Origin of the sequence: Motilimonas cestriensis (assembly GCF_021295315.1) — a bacterium.
GTDB classification, from domain to species: domain Bacteria; phylum Pseudomonadota; class Gammaproteobacteria; order Enterobacterales; family CBDFNC01; genus Motilimonas; species Motilimonas cestriensis.
Genome location: NZ_JAIMJA010000008.1, coordinates 191,538 through 210,714 on the forward strand (window position 1 = coordinate 191,538; position 19,177 = coordinate 210,714).

Sequence of the window (19,177 nt, forward strand, 5' to 3'; positions counted from 1 at the left end):
TGTGATGCGGTACTAGCTCAGCTGTATCATAGAGAGACGCAACCTTGTTTGCGAATTTCTTAAAGTATGAGTTAATTGTGATGCGGTACTAGCTCAGCTGCATTATAGAAAGACGCAACCTAGTTTGTGACTTTCTTAAAGTATGAGTTAATTGTGATGCGGTACTAGCTCAGCTGGTAGAGCGCAACCTTGCCAAGGTTGAGGTCACGAGTTCGAGCCTCGTGTACCGCTCCAAATCTTTCCTAATACACTCCTATCAAGCTATTACTATCCATCGTTTACTATCTCGTGTCATTGTTTGACCTTTGCTTTATTTGAACGAAAAAAAACGACCATCAGGTCGCCTTTAATAAGTTAGGTTTTAATTTTATTTAAAGCTGGCTTTTTGCATACAGAGCTGCACCAATAATGCCAGCTTGATTTAGAGATTGGGCTGGAATCACTTCCGCGTTGGTCTCTAATTGTTCCGCAAACTTTTCCAGTTTTTTGCTCGCGCCACCGCCTAAAATAAAGCAATCAGGTGACAGCAAGAATTCTAAGCGTTGTAGGTAAAGGTTAAAGCGCTTGCCCCATTTGCTCCAACTGAGCTCTTCCTTCTTGCGAGTCGAATCGGCAGTGTAATGTTCTGCAACCATTCCCTCTAGCATAATATGGCCAAGCTCTGTGTTTGGTAATAATTGTCCGTTGGTGAAAACGGCCGTTCCTAAGCCCGTCCCGATAGTGATTAACACAACCACACCCGATTTATCTTTACCGGCTCCGAACGTAAACTCTGCCATTCCTGCTGCATCAGCATCATTAACCACAAAGCAAGGGCATTGTGTGCTGGTGGCGAAAAGTTTTGCTGCATCGGTATTGATCCAGCTTTGGTCTATATTTGACGCCGTTTTCGCGACGCCGTGCACCACTGTAGCTGGGAATCCACAGCCAATTGGGCCTTGCCACTGGAAATGGTCAACGAGTTGCTTGAGTGTATCGGCAACGGCTTCTGGCGTAGCCGGTTGCGGCGTTGCAATGCGATGGCGCTCAGTGACTAATTCACCGGTTTGCGTATCTACTATGGCACCTTTAATGCCTGAGCCGCCAATATCAACACCTAATATTTGCATTTGAATTACCTTAATTATTATTTTTCGAAAGCATGCCCTGAGAATGAATATTTCACAAGTAAAGGGCTAGATTGGTCACGTTAAGTTTGAGCTTAGTCGAATAATGTACCCGCTTAATTACGAATCACGGACTACGCGTCGCGGGGTAAACCTTTTTCTATGCTACGGATTAAACGCTGTGTTTTTTTTGCTGACATTAAATCAGACTTTTGTTGCTGTTGTGTTAAAGCCCACAGAATATGCTCTTTAACTAGGTCTGATGTAGCGCTGGCTAAAGCTTGCTCTAAGGCTTCAGTCACTTCTGCTCGATACGATGCGTTACCTAATGCAACGGCAATGTTTCGTTGCCAGCGTTCAAAACCGATACGACGAATGGGAGAGCCCTCTGTGCGCTGTAAAAATTCAGCCTCAGTCCAATTGAACAAGGTTAATAGCTGTTGGCTCTTAAGTTGAGTCCGGGGGTGAAAGTCGGCTTCATCGGTAAGCTTTGCATAGCGATTCCATGGACAAATGAGTTGGCAGTCGTCACAACCGTAGATGCGATTGCCTATTAAAGGCCTAAATTCTTCCGGTATCGGACCATTTAGCTCTATGGTCAGGTAGGAAATGCAGCGTCTGGCATCAACCACATAAGGCTCTACAATGGCTTGTGTTGGGCAAATGGTGATACAAGCAACGCAGCTCCCGCATTTTTCAGTAATGGGCTGATCAACAGGTAAGGGGAGGTTTACTAAAAGCTCTCCTAAGAAAAACCAAGATCCAGCCTGTTCATCAAGTACCAGTGAATGCTTACCAACCCAACCTAAACCTGCATTAGCGGCAAGTGGACGCTCTAATATCGGCGCCGAGTCAACAAATGGGCGATAATCTAATTCACTACAACTTTGTTTTATTTGTTCGCCTAATTGTTTGAGGCGTTGACGCATCACTTTATGGTAATCACGGCCAAGGGCGTAGCGACTGATATACCCCACCTCTGTATGTTTGAGATCGTTGGCAAAGCTGGCATCGGGCGGTAAGTAATCCATGCGTACCGATATAACGCGCAGAGCTCCAGGGTGTAGCTCGTCGGGGCGCGCCCGCATCATGCCATGGCGTGACATATAGTCCATTGCACCGTGGTAATTTGAATCTAACCATTGCTGTAATTCGGCTTCATGCTCACTGAGGTCAATATCGGCGATACCTACTTGCTGAAAACCAAGCTCTTGACCCCACTTTTTAATATTATTGGCTAATTTTTCTAATGCTTGCTCTGTCATGGGGGGTTGCCATTTTTATTACTTGAGCGTCAGTTTATCATAAGCATAGAGCCAAGGCAGTGAGATGATTTATTGTTTAAGCTAACATCTTATTCTCTTGTGCGTAGTCAAATATAGTATGAGCAGGGTATTATCAGTTATGATTGCATTTATTCTGAACGGCTCGCGCCTTAATGGCTACTTCTTAATATTGAGTCGATTCAGACACAGTCGAGTTACGATTTATTAAGTAAAATTTTTACTTAATATAAATGTTAATTAACAGGTTGATATTTTCATGTTTAAAGTGGTTTTGGTTGATGACGTAGCAACAGTGGAATTTGGGCGAAAACTGAGCCAGTGTTGTGATCAAGCCAGTTGTTTTTTTCTTTATGGCGACTTAGGTGCAGGCAAAACAACTTTAACGCGAGGATTTGTTCAAGGATTAGGGCATAAAGGTAACGTAAAAAGCCCGACATACACTTTAGTTGAACCTTATGAATTAGCAGACTGGCAGGTTTATCATTTTGATTTATATCGCTTAGCGGATCCCGAAGAGCTTGAGTTCATGGGCATTCGTGATTACTTCAGTGATAACAGTCATTGTTTGATTGAATGGCCAGACAAGGGGTTGGGCGTGTTACCTGAGCCAGATATCATCATAAACCTAACTTACTTAGGGCTACAGCGGCAAATAGAGATAAGTTCATGCTCTGCTGTTGGGCAAAAGATAATTGAAAAATTAGAGTTGTTACATGAATAAGCTGATAGCAATATTTTTATGTCTATTTACCTTAAGCTTTAATGGGTTTGCCAGTGAGTTGAAAGGGGTACGAATTTGGCCATCACCAGATAGCACTCGTGTGGTGTTAGATTTAACCTCTGCCCCGGTCCACGATTCGTTTTTATTAACGGGGCCAGATCGCATAGTGGTCGATATAAATGGCCCTGCCAGTAAGTTTGATCTAACTAAGATTAAAAATACCAGCCCCTTACTTAAAACTATTCGTACCAGTACGCCAAAAAAGAAAGGGACTTTTCGTTTGGTGTTCGATCTTCATAAAGCCACCAAGCCGGTTATTTTTTCTTTAACCCCTACTAAGCCATATGGACATCGATTAGTTATTGATTTACCACACAATAATATTAAGTCTACGAAAGAAGTCAGCGCTAAAAAACCGGTAGTTCCTCCTAGCTTAAATGATCAGCGCGATATAGTTATTGCCGTTGATGCTGGCCATGGCGGTGACGATCCTGGCGCCCTTGGTAAGCAAACTTATGAAAAGCACGTTACCCTCGCAATAGCGAAGCGCGTAGCCGAGTTAATTAATCGTGAAAAGGGCATGAAAGCCGTGCTCATTCGTAGCGGCGATTATTTTGTTAACTTAAATAAACGATCTGAAATTGCGCGTAAATCGCAAGCAGACTTATTGATTTCTATCCATGCTGATGGTTTTCATAACCCCAAACCGCGGGGGGCGTCGGTGTGGGTGCTTTCTACTCGACGAGCGAACTCTGAAATCGGTCGCTGGATTGAAAAGCATGAAGAACAGTCGGAGCTACTGGGTGGTGCTGGCGAAGTGATTAACAAAGCCGAGCAAGACTTGTTTTTAACCCGAACCCTATTGGATATGTCGATGGATCACTCCATGAATACCGGTTATGGCGTGAGTGTTGAAGTCCTTAAGGAATTAGGTAAGGTAACCACCTTACATAAAAAGCGGCCAGAGCACGCCAGTCTGGCGGTATTGAAATCACCAGATATCCCGTCGTTACTGGTGGAGGCCGGGTTTATTACTAACCGCCAAGAAGAAGTATTACTGCGCAATACTTCGCACCAAAAGAAAGTTGCGAATGCGGTTTATGCTGGCGTTAAACGCCATTTCGCCAATAATCCACCAGTAGGGACATATTTCGCGGCGATCGCAGCAAAGTCCCATGTGGTTCAGCGCGGCGAAAGTTTGTCTGTAATTGCTAAGCGTTATGGCGTTAGTGTGAATCAGCTAAAACTGGCCAATCAATTAAAGTCGGACCAACTTAGAGTCGATCAAGAACTAAAGATCCCAAGTAGTTAATTATGCCTATTCAAATATTACCACCTCGCCTAGCCAACCAGATTGCAGCAGGCGAAGTGGTAGAGCGACCTGCTTCAGTGGTCAAAGAGCTAGTTGAAAATAGCTTAGATGCCGGCGCTAGCAAAATTGAAATCGAGTTAGAAAAGGGCGGCACTAAGCTTATTCGCATTCGCGATAATGGCTGTGGTGTGGCCAAAGAAGAATTACAGCTAGCACTCAGTCGCCATGCCACGAGTAAAGTAACCTCGTTAGATGATCTTGAAGCCATTATCAGTTTAGGTTTTCGCGGCGAGGCGCTTGCCAGTATTAGCTCAGTTTCACGTTTAACTTTCTCATCTTGTACCGCAGAGCAAAATGAAGGCTGGCAAGCCTGCACTGAAGGCCGAGACATGGCAGTTAAAGTGCAGCCAGTGGCCCATCCTGTAGGTACCTCGGTAGAAGTCGCTGATCTGTTTTTTAATACCCCGGCAAGAAGGCGTTTTTTACGCTCAGAAAAAACAGAATTTGGCCACATTGAAGAATTGGTCAAACGCTTAGCGCTAAGTCATTTTGAAGTACATTTTAGCCTTAAACATAACGGCAAGGTGGTAAAAAACTTCCGTCCGGCATTAACCTTAGCGCAGCAAGAAAAGCGCGTAGCTGCCATTTGCTCTAATCAGTTTATGCAGCATGCGTTGGCGATTAAGGCTCAACACGGTGATCTAGCGCTATCGGGTTGGATTATTGAGCCACAAGGGGCTCGTGCGCAAAACGATGTTCAATACTGCTATGTCAATGGCCGGATGATGCGCGACAAGTTGATAAATCATGCGATCCGACAAGCTTATGCCGATAAGTTACCGAGCCATTTATTTGCTGGGTTTATTATTTATATTCAAGTCGATCCCGCAGAAGTGGATGTGAATGTGCATCCGGCGAAACATGAAGTGCGTTTTCATCAGGGGCGTTTGGTTCATGATTTTATTTTACAAACCCTCAATGATGCGTTGTTGAACCATGAGCCTAGAGAGGCAAGTGAAGAAGACTTTATTCAGTCAGGACGAAGTCATTTTTCTGCGCCAGAATCTGCTGATAGCGCTGCGGTTTCAGAGTCTCATAGCCAATATATTGCTTCACCTCGTTCAGAGCCGTTTAGGGCGTCTTCTGCTGCAAATCATGAAAGCCATACGGTACCGCGGTCGCAGGCGACACATGGCTATCGGCCATCAGCTTCTACTACTAATGCTCTTAAAGAGTCAGTGTGGACACAAGCGCCACCTCAACTTGCCACGGCCTCGGCTTCTTCTTATGAGCCACTACCGTTAACTGAAGGCAGTATGGGCACACCGCTCAGTTTAATCGAGGAGCGATTTTTATTATTACAGGGTAATAAGTTACAGTTACTCTCGCTGGTAAAAGCTTGTCAACTGGTGACTTATCATCAACTGTTGAGCTATTTCCAACAAGGGCCGGTATCGCAACCTTTGTTATTGCCTGTTTCAGTGTGTGTGGGGGCTGAGCTGCTCGATGTAGCAAAGTTTCATCAAGAAAGCTTGAATAAATTGGGCTTGCAGTTGAAAACCCAAGGTAACGACACCATTATTGTGTGTCAGGTGCCGCCACAAATGCGCAATGTGCCGCAAAGTGAGATTGTTGTTGGCTTATTGCAGCAATTTGCCCCTGAAATAAAAACGCTCACAGGCGCACAAATTGAAGCCTGTTGTTGGTGGTTGGCAGGCCGAATCAGCCAACATAAGCGCAGCTTTGATTGGCTCAGCGCGCAGCAGTTAATGCAGCAATTACAGCAACAGCTAGGTGACACCTTAGCTGATCATAGTGACACTTTGTTACGTCATGTTGACCTAGCAACCACAATAAAGAGTTTTGATGTTGAATAATAACTATCCACAAGCAATTTTTTTAATGGGCCCAACCGCCTCAGGTAAAACTGATTTAGCGATAGAAATTGCCCAAAGAATGCCTTGTGACGTTATTAGTGTTGACTCAGCGCTAATTTATCGTGGTATGGACATCGGTACGGCGAAGCCTACTGCTGAAGAATTAGCCAAGGCGCCGCATCAGCTAATTGATATTTTAGATCCGTCTGAATCATATTCAGCGGCTGATTTTCGTCGTGATGCACTGGGTTTAATGGAACAGTCGATTAGCAAGGGCCGCACGCCATTATTAGTGGGTGGCACTATGTTGTATTTCAAAGCGCTGCTGGAAGGGCTATCACCTTTACCTGAAGCGGATGCGGCGATACGCTGCGAAATAGAGCAGCAAGCTGAAACCTTAGGTTGGCAGGCGTTACATGATGAGTTGATGGCTATCGACCCTGTCGCGGCGACACGTATTCATCCTAATGACCCGCAACGTTTGTCACGTGCCCTGGAAGTTTATCGCCTGACTGGGAAGACCTTGACAGAGTTAACTAAAACCAAGGCGCCACCATTGCCGTATCAAGTGCATCAATTTGCTTTGATGTCAGATGATCGACAAACTTTGCATCAACGTATTGAACAGCGTTATATGAAAATGTTAGAAACGGGCTTTGAAGATGAAGTACGAGCTTTGTATCAACGAGGTGACTTGAATATCGATTTGCCTTCTATGCGTTCGGTAGGCTATCGCCAAATGTGGCAATATTTGGCGGGTGAACTTTCACACCAAGAAATGGTCTATCGTGGTGTAGTGGCAACGCGTCAATTGGCGAAGCGCCAAATTACTTGGTTGCGAGGATGGTCGGATTTGATCACACTTGAGCCAGGAAGTAGAGAAAATATTGACAAAATTGTACAAGTTATTGGCTAGATTAAATAAAGCATGTATATAATCTTACGTTATGCGCATTTTTTTATAACAACAAAACAATAAGGAAAATAAGAAATGGCCAAGGGGCAATCATTACAAGACCCTTTTTTAAACGCTTTGCGTCGTGAAAGGATCCCAGTATCTATTTATTTGGTTAATGGTATTAAGTTACAGGGTCAAATCGAGTCATTTGACCAATTTGTGATTCTATTAAAGAACACAGTAAACCAAATGGTTTACAAACACGCGATTTCAACCGTCGTTCCAGCACGCCCTGTTAGTCACCATACTGGTACGGCAAGCGGCACGGAAGGCGGGGAATAATTTGATTTTTTTGGTGGAGCAAGTCTCCACCTTTTTTTAAGGAGTTTTTTGCTTGTTTGACCGTTATGAAGCAGGTGAACAGGCTATATTGGTTCATATCGATTTTCGTGAAGAAGGCGAACGAGAAGATCTAGTAGAGCTTGAAATGTTAGTCAGTTCTGCGGGCGTAAAAGCAGTGTCAACTGTGACCGGAAGTCGTTCCAGCCCTCACCCCAAATATTTTGTTGGTAGTGGTAAAGCAGAAGAAATTGCCCAACAAGTCAGTTTATTCGAAGCCGATGTCATTATTTTTAATCATGCCTTATCGCCGGGACAAGAGCGTAACCTAGAAAAGTTATGTCAATGTCGAGTGTTAGATCGGACTTCACTGATTTTGGATATTTTTGCTCAGCGGGCACGAACCCATGAAGGCAAGTTACAAGTTGAGTTAGCGCAATTGCGCCATCTGTCCACACGCTTAATTCGCGGTTGGACACACTTAGAGCGACAAAAAGGTGGTATTGGTTTACGTGGTCCAGGTGAAACTCAGTTAGAAACGGATCGCCGCTTATTGCGCGAACGGATAAAAGCTATCCTACGACGCTTAGACAAGGTTGCGAAGCAGCGCGAGCAAGGCCGACGCGCGCGTCAGCGTAATGAGGTGCCTACAGTGTCGCTAGTAGGTTATACCAATGCCGGTAAGTCTACTTTGTTTAATCGGTTAACGCGCGCTGATGTATATGCAGCGGATCAATTATTTGCGACCTTGGATCCGACGTTGCGAAAAATTGAGTTAGCGGATGTGGGTAACACCATTTTGGCTGATACTGTTGGTTTTATTCGACATTTGCCTCATGATTTAGTGGCTGCATTTAAAGCCACGCTCGAGGAAACCCGTGAAGCGGATATATTACTGCATGTGGTTGATTGCTCTGATGAGCGACATGAAGACAATATGCGTGAAGTTGAATCGGTTTTAACTGAGATAGATGCTGACGAAGTGCCGCAATTGATTGTCATGAATAAAATTGACGCAGTAGAAGGGCGCGAGCCTAAGATTGTTTATAATGACGAAGGTGTCGCGACTCATGTCTACCTTTCGGCCCAAAATGATCTTGGAATTGATTTATTATTTAGTGCGTTAACTCAGCGTTTAGCTGGTGCAATGGTGACGAAACATTTAGCATTGCCCCCTACGGCAGGTAAATTACGTAGTACACTGTATGCACTGAATTGTATTGAACATGAAGTGTTTGATGATGCAGGTGGCTGGAATATCGATGTCCGCATGACGGCGATCGATTGGGAGCGACTTTTAAAACAGCAAGGAGAGGTTATTCAAACCTTTATTGCATCTTAAATGCCTGTTACATTTATTGATTAATATCTTCTAGTAAGTGGAGAGTAGAATGGCCTGGAATGAGCCTGGAAATGGTGGTAATAAAGACCGCGACCCATGGCAGAACAACAATAAAAATCAGGGACCCCCTGATTTAGATGAAGTGTTCAAAAAGCTAAGTGGTAAGTTTGGCGGTGTTTTTGGTGGCAAAGGTGGCGGCGGTGATGTCAGCACGTTTGGCATTATGATCGTTGTTGTTATTGGCTTATTAATTTGGGGGGTAAGTGGTTTTTACACCATCAAAGAAGCTGAGCGCGGCGTGGTATTGCGTTTTGGTGGTTATCACGAAACTGTTTTGCCTGGCCTACAATGGAATCCAAAGTTTATTGATCGAGTCATTCCGGTTGACGTGAATACTATTCGTTCATTGCGCGGCAAGGGCTCAATGCTTACTGCTGACGAGAACGTGGTTGAAGTTGAAATGGATGTACAATATAAAGTTGTTGATCCTAAACAGTACTTATTTAGCGTGACCAATGCTGATGATAGTTTATCGCAGGCGTTAGATAGTGCGCTGCGTTACGTTGTTGGGCACACTCAAATGAACAACGTATTAACTACGGGCCGTGATGTTGTTCGTAAGGACACCTGGAATAAATTAGAAGAGATTACAGGACCATACAATATGGGCTTACAAGTAATCGACGTTAACTTCTTGCCCGCACGCCCTCCGGTTGAAGTCAAAGATGCATTTGATGATGCGATTGCAGCGCAAGAAGATGAAGAGCGCTTTATTCGTGAAGCTGAAGCTTACGAGCGAGAGAAAGAGCCAACAGCGCGTGGTCAAGTGAAGCGTATTGAGCAAGAAGCGATTGCTTACAAAGAGCAAGTAACCCTACAAGCACAAGGTGAAGTGGCACGTTTTGAAGCGCTATTACCGCAATATCGTGCGGCACCCGAGGTGACTCGTGAGCGTTTATACATCGAAACGATGCAGTCGGTATTAAGTAACACCAGTAAGGTATTACTTGATAGCCAAGGCAGCAACAGTATGATGTATCTACCTTTAGATAAAATTATGCAGCAGTCTAAGCAAACTAAATCGACTGAAAGCATGACATTGCCGTCTGGTGTAAGTTCAACTTACAATACTGATGTCACGATCAATGAAACACCAGTTCGCGGTACGCGAATTCGTTCAGGGAGAGAATAATCATGAAAAAATTAATATTGATTATCCTTGCCGCAACTTTATTGGTGGGTTTTTCATCGGTGTTTGTGGTGCAAGAAGGCCATAAAGCCATTGTTATTAAGTTCGGTAAAGTACAACGTGATGCAGATGGTATGCCTCATGTGTTTGAGCCGGGCCTACATTTTAAGCTGCCATTGTTTGAGACTATTCGCACCATGGATGCGCGTATTCAAACCTTAGATGATGCATCAGACCGCTTTGTTACTTCTGAAAAGAAAGATTTAATCATTAACTCTTACGTTAAATGGGAAGTGGAAGACTTCGCTAAGTTCTACCTCGCAACAGGTGGCAACTTCGATATGGCTGCTGATCTATTAAAACGTAAAGTAGGCAACGCGCTTCGTAACGAAATCGGTGCTCGCACCATTAAAGAGATCGTTTCCGGTGAGCGTGATGACGTGATGATTAACGCTCTGAAAGTGCTTGATGGCACGCAAAACGCTGAAAATACCGCAAAGGCGTTGGAAGATGGCGTTGAAGCTGGTCGACAAAGTTCTGATGAGTTAGGTGTGCGCGTTCTTGATGTGCGTATCAAGCAAATCGAGCTTCCGACTGAAGTACGTTCGAGTATTTATAAACGTATGCGCGCCGAGCGTGCTGCGGTAGCAAAAGAGCACCGTTCACAGGGTCAAGAAAAGGCAACGATTATCCGCGCTAATATCGACCGTAAAGTGGCAGTGATGCTAGCTGATGCAAATCGTAAATCGCGTGAAATGCGCGGTGATGGTGATGCTCTCGCAGCAAAAATCTATGCTGATACTTACGGTAAAGATCCTGAGTTTTACGCCTTTATTCGTAGCTTAGATGCTTACCGCGATAGTTTCAAAGATAAAAGTGACGTGATGGTGTTGAGTCCTGACTCGGAATTTTTCCGCTACATGGATGGCTCTATTAAACAGCCATAAAAAACTTGATACAGTCAGTTAAAAGGCCAGCTTGCTGGCTTTTTTTATTACTGAACACAGCGCCGTACTTGTTTTACAAGGGCATAGCTTGATGAATATATCATTGATTTTTCAGCATGAAGTGGCGAGTAGTAATATTGTTATACTTTTATTTCTGCATATATAACTATTTTGTGGAAAAAAACATTCACCTTTTGAGTGCAAAATTTGCTAGAATCCCGTTTTAATAAGTAACCGCGAAAAGTGAAAATGGGTAAGAATGTTGTTGTTCTCGGCACCCAGTGGGGTGACGAAGGTAAAGGCAAAGTAGTTGATTTGCTTACGGATCGAGCAAAATATGTGGTTCGCTATCAGGGCGGTCACAATGCCGGTCATACTCTGGTAATTGACGGTGAAAAAACCGTTCTTCATTTAATTCCTTCTGGTGTACTACGTGAAAACGTAACCTGTATCATAGGCAACGGTGTTGTTCTGTGTCCTCAAGCCTTGGTTAAAGAAATGACCATGCTTGAAGCGAAAGGTGTACCAGTACGCGAACGTCTAGTAATCAGTGAAGCGTGTCCACTAATTTTACCTTACCATGTAGCGCTTGATGTAGCTCGCGAAACAGCGCGTGGCAAAAAAGCAATCGGTACAACCGGTCGCGGCATCGGTCCTGCTTACGAAGATAAAGTAGCTCGACGCGGTCTACGTGTTGGAGACCTTAAGAATTTTGCAGACTTCGCAGTGAAACTGAAAGAAGTGGTTGAATACCATAACTTCCAGTTAACTCAGTACTACAAAGCCGAACCAGTAAGTTATGAGGCGGTATTAGAGCAAGCGAAAGAAGTCGCTGAAATGCTAACTGGTATGGTTGTTGATGTAACCGACGTACTTGATAAAGCGCGCTTAAATGGTGACAACATCATGTTTGAAGGTGCTCAAGGTACCTTACTTGATATTGACCACGGAACCTATCCGTACGTGACTTCGTCAAATACCACCGCTGGTGGTGTGGCAACGGGCAGTGGTTTTGGTCCGCGTTACATTGATTACGTACTTGGTATTGTTAAAGCTTACACGACTCGCGTTGGCTCAGGTCCTTTCCCGACTGAACTATACGACGGTATTGATAAGTTAGACGCAGACGGTAAACATTTAGGTACCGTTGGCCATGAATTTGGTGCAACCACCGGTCGTTTACGTCGTACTGGTTGGTTTGATGCGGTTGCGATTAAACGCGCAATTCAGATAAACAGTATTTCTGGTTTTTGTTTAACTAAGCTCGATGTACTAGATGGTCTTAAAACCATCAAAATTTGTACGGGTTACAAAACGCCAACGGGTGAAGTATTAGATGTACCACCAATGGCTGCTGAAGGCTATGAAGTGGTCGAGCCAGTTTATGAAGAAATGCCAGGTTGGGATGAGCCAACATTCGGTGTAACTTCATTTGATGCGCTACCAGTTAATGCTCAAGCGTATATCAGACGCCTAGAAGAAGTAACAGGTGTGCCTATGGATATTATCTCTACAGGTCCAGATCGCAACGAAACGATGGTGCTAGTTAATCCATTTGCATAAATAAAATGGTTTAACAACGAAAAAAGCCGCATTCGCGGCTTTTTTTATATCTTACATTTATACGGCTTGAAACGTAACTTGAGCGAACTGTATATTAGTTAACCTAAATTCTGGATAAGCGAAATAGTATGTTTATCATGCAAAAAGCTGTGAATATTTTCCTATACGCTTTGCGTTTTCATCCCTGAAAACGAAACTTTTCTGAAAAAATACTCTATCCAGTGATAGAAGTCTTGAGCAAAACTGAGCTTAGCTAACGCGCCTTACAGCCAGCCCAACAAGCCCTACTAGCGCATCTTTGTATTCTGATTCAGGGACAATACTCAGTGCAGCTATCGCTTTATCTGCTTCTTCCTGTGCGCGTTGTTGTGTGTACTCTATTGCTCTCGTTTGCTTAAGGATCCCTAAGATCTCATCGAGGTGGTCCATGCCATTACCAAGTTCAATCGCTTCGCGGATCCTTTGTTGCTGCGCCGGATCCCCTTGTTGCAGCGCATAGATCAGAGGTAAAGTGGGCTTACCTTCGGCGAGATCATCACCAACATTCTTACCCATTTCTTTCGCATCTGCGGTGTAATCCATCACATCATCAACCAATTGGAAGGCGGTACCGAGGTATTTGCCGTAATCTTGCATGGCTTTTTCAATGGCCGGATCTTGCGCACTTATGACGGCCATTAAATGGGTTGCAGCTTCAAATAAACGCGCTGTTTTACAGTAAATAACCTGCATGTAAGAGGCTTCGGTGGTATCGGCATCATTACAGTTAATTAGCTGCATCACTTCACCTTCTGCGATCACGTTAGTGGAATCAGAAAGGATGTTCATGACCTGCAAGTTTTCTAACTCTGTCATCATTTGAAATGAGCGAGTATAGAGAAAATCACCCACTAGTACGCTGGCTGCATTACCAAACAAGTTATTGGCCGTTTCACGGCCACGGCGCAATTCTGATTCGTCGACTACGTCGTCATGAAGTAAGGTGGCGGTATGAATAAATTCAATGATGGCAGCAAGTTGCAAATGCTGCTCGCCTTGATAACCCAGTGCTCGAGCGGCTAAAACAGTCAATAATGGGCGAATACGTTTGCCCCCACTGTTGATGATATATAGGCCTAACTGATTGATAAGGGCAACGTCTGAACTCAGTCTTTTTGCTATCAGTTGATTCACTTGGTCCATGTCGCTTTTGGATAAGTGTTGGATCTGTTTTAGGTCCATTCTACGCTCTGTTAATTATCTTGAAGAAACCGGAAATTAGCTCGGCATTTTACAACAAAACAATGATTTTAGCAGCGCTTTAACGGGAACAAGAAAGATTTTAAATTTTTTGCATTTTCGTCTTGCCAGCTTAGTGGGATTTGCGTACAATCCGCCCCCATTGTGATTAAGTAATCTGGCTCAAAATAATAGCCAGCACGGAGTAATAGACATGTACGCTGTTATTCAAAGCGGTGGTAAACAGCATCGCGTTACAGAAGGCCAAACTTTACGTCTAGAAAAACTAGATCTAGAAACAGGTGCTTCTGTAGATTTTGAAGAAGTTTTATTAGTAGCAAATGGCGACGACGTTAAAGTTGGCGCACCATTTGTAGCAGGCGGCAAAGTTGTTGCTGAAATTGTTTCTCACGGTCGTGGCGATAAAGTAAAAATCGTTAAGTTCCGTCGTCGTAAGCATTCTCGCAAACAAGCCGGTCATCGTCAGTGGTTCACAGAAGTGAAAATCACTGCAATCAACGCTTAATAGGGGTACTTAAAAATGGCACATAAAAAAGCTGGTGGTAGTACTCGTAACGGTCGCGATTCAGAAAGCAAACGCCTAGGTGTTAAGCGTTTTGGTGGCGAATCAGTTCTTGCGGGTAACATTTTAGTTCGTCAACGTGGTACTAAATTCCACGCTGGTACTAATGTAGGCCTAGGTAAAGACCACACTCTTTTCGCAACTGCTACAGGCACAGTGAAATTTGAAGTGAAAGGTCGCCTAAACCGTAAATACATTAGTATTGTTGCTGAATAATCAGTAACCATATGACTTGTAAAAAACCCGCTTCGGCGGGTTTTTTTGTTTTATGACGCACTGAGATTTATTCAAATCTAGACATTGAAAGAGTGAGAGATAGATCACTTTTTGCTATAGTCTCTGTCTCAGTGATAGCTAGGCTAATATTCATCGAGTAGATGAAATAAGCCAACAATATTTAGTCCAGCATTGAGCTTATCAGTGTTGGCGAGTTTTTTGGCGGGAGTAAGAAATGAAGTTTGTTGATGAAGCAAAAGTAAAAGTGCAGGCCGGTGACGGCGGCAATGGTGTTGTAAGCTTCCGCCGAGAAAAATACATTCCAAATGGTGGCCCAGATGGCGGTGATGGCGGTGACGGTGGTGACGTATATTTAGTTGCAGACGAAAACTTAAACACCCTGATCGATTTTCGCTTTCAACGCTTTTATGCTGCAGAGCGTGGCCAAAATGGTCAAAGTCGTGGCTGTACCGGATCGCGAGGATCCGACAAGATCATGATGGTACCTGTTGGTACCCGTGCGTCAGATATAGATACTGGCGAAGTGATCGGTGATTTGACACATCATGGCCAAAAATTAATGGTCGCTAAGGGCGGTTTCCACGGGTTAGGAAATACTCGCTTTAAAAGCAGTGTAAACCGCGCGCCCCGGCAAAAAACCATGGGCACGGTAGGTGAAGTGCGTGAGTTAATGCTTGAATTGATGCTACTTGCTGATGTTGGTATGTTGGGCTTGCCGAATGCCGGTAAATCAACCTTTATACGTGCTGTTTCAGCCGCGACACCTAAAGTTGCTGATTACCCATTTACTACCTTGATCCCAAGTTTGGGTGTGGTGGGTTTAAGTGGTGAGCGCAGTTTTGTGGTTGCAGACATTCCAGGTTTGATCGAAGGTGCGGCAGAAGGCGCGGGCTTAGGCGTACGCTTTCTTAAGCATTTAGAGCGCTGTCGTGTGTTATTACACATGATCGATCTATTACCTGCCGACGGCTCAGATCCTGCAGAGAATGCTAAGGTGATTATCGAAGAGTTAGAAAAACACAGTCCAAAATTGGCGAGTAAACCGCGTTGGTTGATCTTCAATAAAATCGATCTTGTGCTGGAAGATGAAGCACAAGAAACCATCGATAGCGTACTGGCTGCGTTGGACTGGCAAGATAAGTACTACAAAATTGCCGCTGCAAGTAAGCAGGGAACCAAAGAGCTTTGTCTGGAATTGTCTGATTACATGGAGAGCTTGCCCAAAGAAACTGACCAGTCAGAGACCCAAGAACAAGTTGAATTTAAATGGGATAATTACCATAAATCCGCTATTGAAGAAGCTGCTGATGATTGGGATGACGAGGATGATGATTGGGATGAAGAAGATGATGAGGGTATAGAGTTTATTTATACACCTTAATCTTTATTTCCAATATTACAGTTATCAAAAAACCGCACTCTGTGCGGTTTTTTGTTTTACTGAGCTTGATAAGTTTACGTGTTATCTGTGTATTTTTTGCTTTTTGATAAATCTTTATCGATTTTTTTGCTTAAAATAACCCTATGATTTTTTACTGAGGGCTTGCTATGACGAACCTTGCCGGCGCCGTCCCGCTGACTAAGCAGCAACAAACAGATATTACCCGCATTGCAATCAAAGCTGGGCAACTGTTACAGCAACATGGAGCTGAAAGCCGTTTAATTGAACAAACAACAACGCGCTTAGGAGTTGCTTTAGGTGCACAAAGTATTGAGCTTGCAGTTTCAGCAGACGCTTTAGTGCTTACCTCGTTATTTGAAGGCCGCTGTATTACCACTACGCGAAAAGTGCACGATCGTGGCATTAATATGCAGATGGTGTGTGATGTGCAGCGCATTTGCGTGATGGCGGAAAAGCAGTTACTGCGTGCTGCTGATGTCAATAAGAAGCTTGATAAACTCAAGCCGATGAAATACAACCGCTGGTTAGTTGTATTAATGATTGGCCTGTCTTGTGCTAGCTTTAGCCATCTGTTTGGTGGCGATTGGTGGGCCTTTGCGGTTACTTTTGTTGCTTCGGCCACTGCCATGTTTGTGCGTCAAGAATTGGCTCATCGCCATCATAACCCTTTTATTAATTTTGCTGTCACCGCCTTTATCGCCACGTTAATTTCTAGCTTTGGCGTTATCTATCAGCTTGGTAATCGTCCTGATTTAGCCATGGCGGCTTGTGTATTGCTATTAGTACCCGGTTTCCCATTGATTAATGCGGTTTCAGATATGGTTAAGGGTCATATTAATATGGGCATTGCCCGTTGGACGGCTGCCACCTTACTTACTTTTAGTGTGGCGGCGGGGATCTTTGCTGCGATGGGCGTGACTAACGTGATGGGGTGGTTAAGTTAATGGATTTATTATTTTTACTCATCGACGATATGTTCTGGGCGGCGATCCCAGCGGTCGGTTTTGCCATGGTGTTTAACGTACCTAAGCAAATGTTGGTGTATTGTGCGGTAGCGGGGGCGATTGGCCATGGCTTTCGTACCTTAACCATGCAGTTTGGTTTACCCATTGAGTGGGCATCATTAGCTGCGACGACATTAATTGGCTTTATCGGCTTATATTGGTCGCGTAAGCATTTGATCCCAAGACCTGTGTTTACGGTCGCGGCTGCGATCCCGATGATCCCGGGTAGTTATGCTTTTGCTACCATGCTGGGATTAGTGGAAATGAACTCTGGTGGTTTTACCTATCAACTACTGCAAACCGTGATTGAAAATGGTCTTAAGACCTTATTTATCTTAATTGCCTTGAGTTTTGGGCTCGCGATCCCTTCCGTTTTGATTTATCGTGGGCGGCCCATCGTTTAAGCAGGTAAATAACAAGATGAAAATAGCCATGATTGCGGCAATGGCCAATAATCGCATTATCGGTAAAGATAATCAGATGCCGTGGCACTTGCCAGCAGATTTAAAGTTTTTTAAGCAAACAACACTTGGTAAGCCAGTGGTAATGGGTCGTCGTACTTATGAATCGATAGGACGTCCTTTACCAGGTCGGTTGAATATTGTGATTTCTCGTGATGACAGTTGGCAGGCAGCAGGGGTGACGTGTGTTACAAGTCCTGAAGCCGCATTAGAATTGCTGCAGGATCACGATGAAATTATGGTGCTCGGTGGTGGGGCTATTTATCAGGCCTTTTTACCTCTGGCAGACACCTTATATCTTACTTTTATTCAGGCAGATATTGCAGGTGATACTCAGTTCCCTGATTATGAGGCGCAAGGCAACTGGCAATCTGAGCAACTAGGTATTCACCCTGCAGATGAAAAAAATCAGTATGATTTGGTATTTACTAAATGGGCACGTTTAGCCCAGTAAGTTTAGTAGAGCTGCGCTCATAGGTTTGTGATATGAGCGTCTGCCACTTTCATACTTGGTAATGAGAAAAGTTGTTGGTCGTCCCAGCGGAGCATGGTTAGGCGATTGCCCCAAACGCAGCCCGTATCTAGTCCTATTACATCTTTTCTCGCGGTTTTACCCATTAACGCTGCCCAGTGGCCAAACAATATTGGCACTGTTCCGACATGCTCTCCCGGGACGTCAAACCATGGGTGCATTGCTGTGTCTGTATTGCCTTGAGGTGGCTGTTTGTTAGCAAAGTCTAAACTGCCATCTTGGTAGCAATAGCGCATCCGGGTAAGTACATTGACAATAAAGCGCAGCCGCTCAAACCCAGCTAAACTCGGGGTCCAGTAAGTAGGGTGGTTGCCGTACATATTCGCGAAAAACTCACTGTATTGAGGGCTGGCTAAAAGTTGATGGACTTCTTGAGCCAGCTCGATGGCTTGTTCAGGTGTCCATTGTGGTGAAATCCCAGCATGAACCATAATAAAGCCATGCTCTGGATGTTTTCTGATTAAAGGCTGTAGCCTTAACCAATCGAGGATGTCTTGGCAATCAGGTGCTGAAAAGATATCTGCGGTAAGATCTTTCTTTTTTTGTTTGGCGTAGCCTAATGAAACAGCCAGTAAATGCAGATCGTGATTACCTAGTACGATCTTTGCGCTTTCACCTAGGTTTTTGACAAAGCGAAGGGTTTCAAGGGACTGTGGCCCACGAGCGACGAGGTCGCCGGCAAGCCATAATTCATCGCGTTGCGCGTTAAAATTAACGAGTTCAAGCAGTGCTTGTAGCTCTTGAAAGCAACCTTGAATGTCGCCAACGATATAAGTCGCCATAATTAATGCAAAATATTAGGTAACGCTAAGCGAAACGCTGGAATATTGATTTGATGCAGAGAGTTATCTTTACTTTGCATAGTATAGCTACCCTGCATCACCCCGAGTGGGGTATCGAGTACGGTGCCACTGGTATATTCAAAGGCACTACCAGGTAAAATATCGGGCTGCTGACCGACAACGCCTGGCCCCTCTACTTCGGTTTCTTTGCCTTCTGCATCAGTAATTAACCAATGGCGATGCAATAGCTGCATCGCTTGGTCGCCGTTATTACGAATGGTGATGGTGTAAGCAAATACATAGCGGTTTTGCTCAGGCTCTGATTGCGCCGGAATATACACCGTTTTAACACTTATTTGAATTTGCTCTGCGTCCATC

20 protein-coding genes and 1 tRNA gene are annotated in these 19,177 nt (G+C 44.3%); 16 read left to right on the forward strand and 5 right to left on the reverse strand.

Annotated features, from left to right (window positions below; translation table 11 throughout):
• Positions 1 to 158 precede the first annotated feature (158 nt).
• Positions 159 to 234, forward strand: a tRNA-Gly gene (locus K6Y31_RS10075).
• Between the two features lie 137 nt (positions 235 to 371).
• On the opposite strand, the gene ppgK is transcribed toward K6Y31_RS10075, so the two are convergent.
• Positions 372 to 1,109 carry a polyphosphate--glucose phosphotransferase gene (gene ppgK / locus K6Y31_RS10080; RefSeq protein ID WP_233052653.1) on the reverse strand — a complete coding sequence of 246 codons (738 nt, stop codon included), beginning with the start codon at positions 1,107 to 1,109 and terminating at the stop codon, positions 372 to 374.
• 131 nt (positions 1,110 to 1,240) lie between these two features.
• A complete protein-coding gene (gene queG / locus K6Y31_RS10085; protein ID WP_233052654.1) occupies positions 1,241 to 2,371 on the reverse strand; it encodes a tRNA epoxyqueuosine(34) reductase QueG in 1,131 nt (376 codons plus the stop codon).
• Positions 2,372 to 2,648: 277 nt separating this feature from the next.
• Here queG and tsaE point away from each other — a divergent pair, with 277 nt between their 5' ends.
• From tsaE to K6Y31_RS10130, 9 genes are all read left to right on the forward strand, one after another.
• The gene (gene tsaE, locus K6Y31_RS10090; RefSeq protein WP_233052655.1) at positions 2,649 to 3,113 is read left to right on the forward strand and encodes a tRNA (adenosine(37)-N6)-threonylcarbamoyltransferase complex ATPase subunit type 1 TsaE; all 465 of its coding nucleotides are present in this window, start codon (positions 2,649 to 2,651) and stop codon (positions 3,111 to 3,113) included.
• Positions 3,106 to 4,425, forward strand: coding sequence for an N-acetylmuramoyl-L-alanine amidase (locus K6Y31_RS10095; protein WP_233052656.1), 1,320 nt, complete (start codon positions 3,106 to 3,108; stop codon positions 4,423 to 4,425). Before tsaE ends, K6Y31_RS10095 begins: the two co-directional genes overlap by 8 nt.
• A gap of 2 nt (positions 4,426 to 4,427) precedes the next feature.
• A complete protein-coding gene (mutL, locus tag K6Y31_RS10100) occupies positions 4,428 to 6,302 on the forward strand; it encodes a DNA mismatch repair endonuclease MutL (protein ID WP_233052657.1) in 1,875 nt (624 codons plus the stop codon).
• Positions 6,292 to 7,218, forward strand: a complete 927-nt coding sequence (miaA, locus tag K6Y31_RS10105) for a tRNA (adenosine(37)-N6)-dimethylallyltransferase MiaA (protein ID WP_233052658.1) — start codon at positions 6,292 to 6,294, stop codon at positions 7,216 to 7,218. The genes mutL and miaA overlap by 11 nt, the downstream gene beginning before the upstream one ends.
• Positions 7,219 to 7,293: 75 nt before the next feature.
• On the forward strand, positions 7,294 to 7,542 hold the full coding sequence (gene hfq, locus K6Y31_RS10110) for an RNA chaperone Hfq (RefSeq protein WP_233052659.1): 249 nt from the start codon (positions 7,294 to 7,296) through the stop codon (positions 7,540 to 7,542).
• 52 nt (positions 7,543 to 7,594) lie between these two features.
• Entirely contained in the window at positions 7,595 to 8,881 is a 1,287-nt protein-coding gene (gene hflX / locus K6Y31_RS10115; RefSeq protein WP_233052660.1) for a ribosome rescue GTPase HflX, read from the forward strand.
• Between the two features lie 49 nt (positions 8,882 to 8,930).
• Positions 8,931 to 10,073 (forward strand): FtsH protease activity modulator HflK, encoded by a 1,143-nt coding sequence (gene hflK, locus K6Y31_RS10120; RefSeq protein ID WP_233052661.1) that lies wholly within the window; start codon positions 8,931 to 8,933, stop codon positions 10,071 to 10,073.
• Between the two features lie 2 nt (positions 10,074 to 10,075).
• Entirely contained in the window at positions 10,076 to 11,017 is a 942-nt protein-coding gene (gene hflC, locus K6Y31_RS10125; RefSeq protein ID WP_233052662.1) for a protease modulator HflC, read from the forward strand.
• A 249-nt stretch (positions 11,018 to 11,266) separates the two neighbouring features.
• Positions 11,267 to 12,580, forward strand: coding sequence for an adenylosuccinate synthase (locus K6Y31_RS10130; RefSeq protein WP_233052663.1), 1,314 nt, complete (start codon positions 11,267 to 11,269; stop codon positions 12,578 to 12,580).
• Positions 12,581 to 12,829: 249 nt separating this feature from the next.
• Here K6Y31_RS10130 and ispB read toward each other — a convergent pair whose 3' ends face one another.
• Entirely contained in the window at positions 12,830 to 13,801 is a 972-nt protein-coding gene (ispB, locus tag K6Y31_RS10135) for an octaprenyl diphosphate synthase (RefSeq protein ID WP_233052664.1), read from the reverse strand.
• A 211-nt stretch (positions 13,802 to 14,012) separates the two neighbouring features.
• Here ispB and rplU point away from each other — a divergent pair, with 211 nt between their 5' ends.
• The 6 genes from rplU to folA all read left to right on the forward strand — a co-directional run bounded on the left by rplU (position 14,013) and on the right by folA (position 17,939).
• Positions 14,013 to 14,324, forward strand: a complete 312-nt coding sequence (rplU, locus tag K6Y31_RS10140; RefSeq protein WP_232804003.1) for a 50S ribosomal protein L21 — start codon at positions 14,013 to 14,015, stop codon at positions 14,322 to 14,324.
• A gap of 15 nt (positions 14,325 to 14,339) precedes the next feature.
• Positions 14,340 to 14,597, forward strand: a complete 258-nt coding sequence (gene rpmA / locus K6Y31_RS10145) for a 50S ribosomal protein L27 (RefSeq protein ID WP_232804004.1) — start codon at positions 14,340 to 14,342, stop codon at positions 14,595 to 14,597.
• A gap of 235 nt (positions 14,598 to 14,832) precedes the next feature.
• Positions 14,833 to 15,999 carry an Obg family GTPase CgtA gene (gene cgtA, locus K6Y31_RS10150; RefSeq protein ID WP_233052665.1) on the forward strand — a complete coding sequence of 389 codons (1,167 nt, stop codon included), beginning with the start codon at positions 14,833 to 14,835 and terminating at the stop codon, positions 15,997 to 15,999.
• A gap of 167 nt (positions 16,000 to 16,166) precedes the next feature.
• A complete protein-coding gene (locus K6Y31_RS10155; RefSeq protein ID WP_233052666.1) occupies positions 16,167 to 16,964 on the forward strand; it encodes a threonine/serine exporter family protein in 798 nt (265 codons plus the stop codon).
• On the forward strand, positions 16,964 to 17,428 hold the full coding sequence (locus tag K6Y31_RS10160) for a threonine/serine exporter family protein (RefSeq protein WP_233052667.1): 465 nt from the start codon (positions 16,964 to 16,966) through the stop codon (positions 17,426 to 17,428). The genes K6Y31_RS10155 and K6Y31_RS10160 overlap by 1 nt, the downstream gene beginning before the upstream one ends.
• 16 nt (positions 17,429 to 17,444) lie before the next feature.
• Complete coding sequence (gene folA / locus K6Y31_RS10165) at positions 17,445 to 17,939, forward strand: type 3 dihydrofolate reductase (RefSeq protein WP_233052668.1); 495 nt, start codon at positions 17,445 to 17,447, stop codon at positions 17,937 to 17,939.
• A gap of 17 nt (positions 17,940 to 17,956) precedes the next feature.
• Here folA and K6Y31_RS10170 read toward each other — a convergent pair whose 3' ends face one another.
• Both K6Y31_RS10170 and apaG read right to left on the reverse strand, forming a co-directional pair.
• Positions 17,957 to 18,799, reverse strand: coding sequence for a symmetrical bis(5'-nucleosyl)-tetraphosphatase (locus tag K6Y31_RS10170; protein ID WP_233052669.1), 843 nt, complete (start codon positions 18,797 to 18,799; stop codon positions 17,957 to 17,959).
• A 2-nt stretch (positions 18,800 to 18,801) separates the two neighbouring features.
• Complete coding sequence (gene apaG, locus K6Y31_RS10175; protein WP_233052670.1) at positions 18,802 to 19,176, reverse strand: Co2+/Mg2+ efflux protein ApaG; 375 nt, start codon at positions 19,174 to 19,176, stop codon at positions 18,802 to 18,804.
• Between the last annotated feature and the right edge of the window lies 1 nt (position 19,177).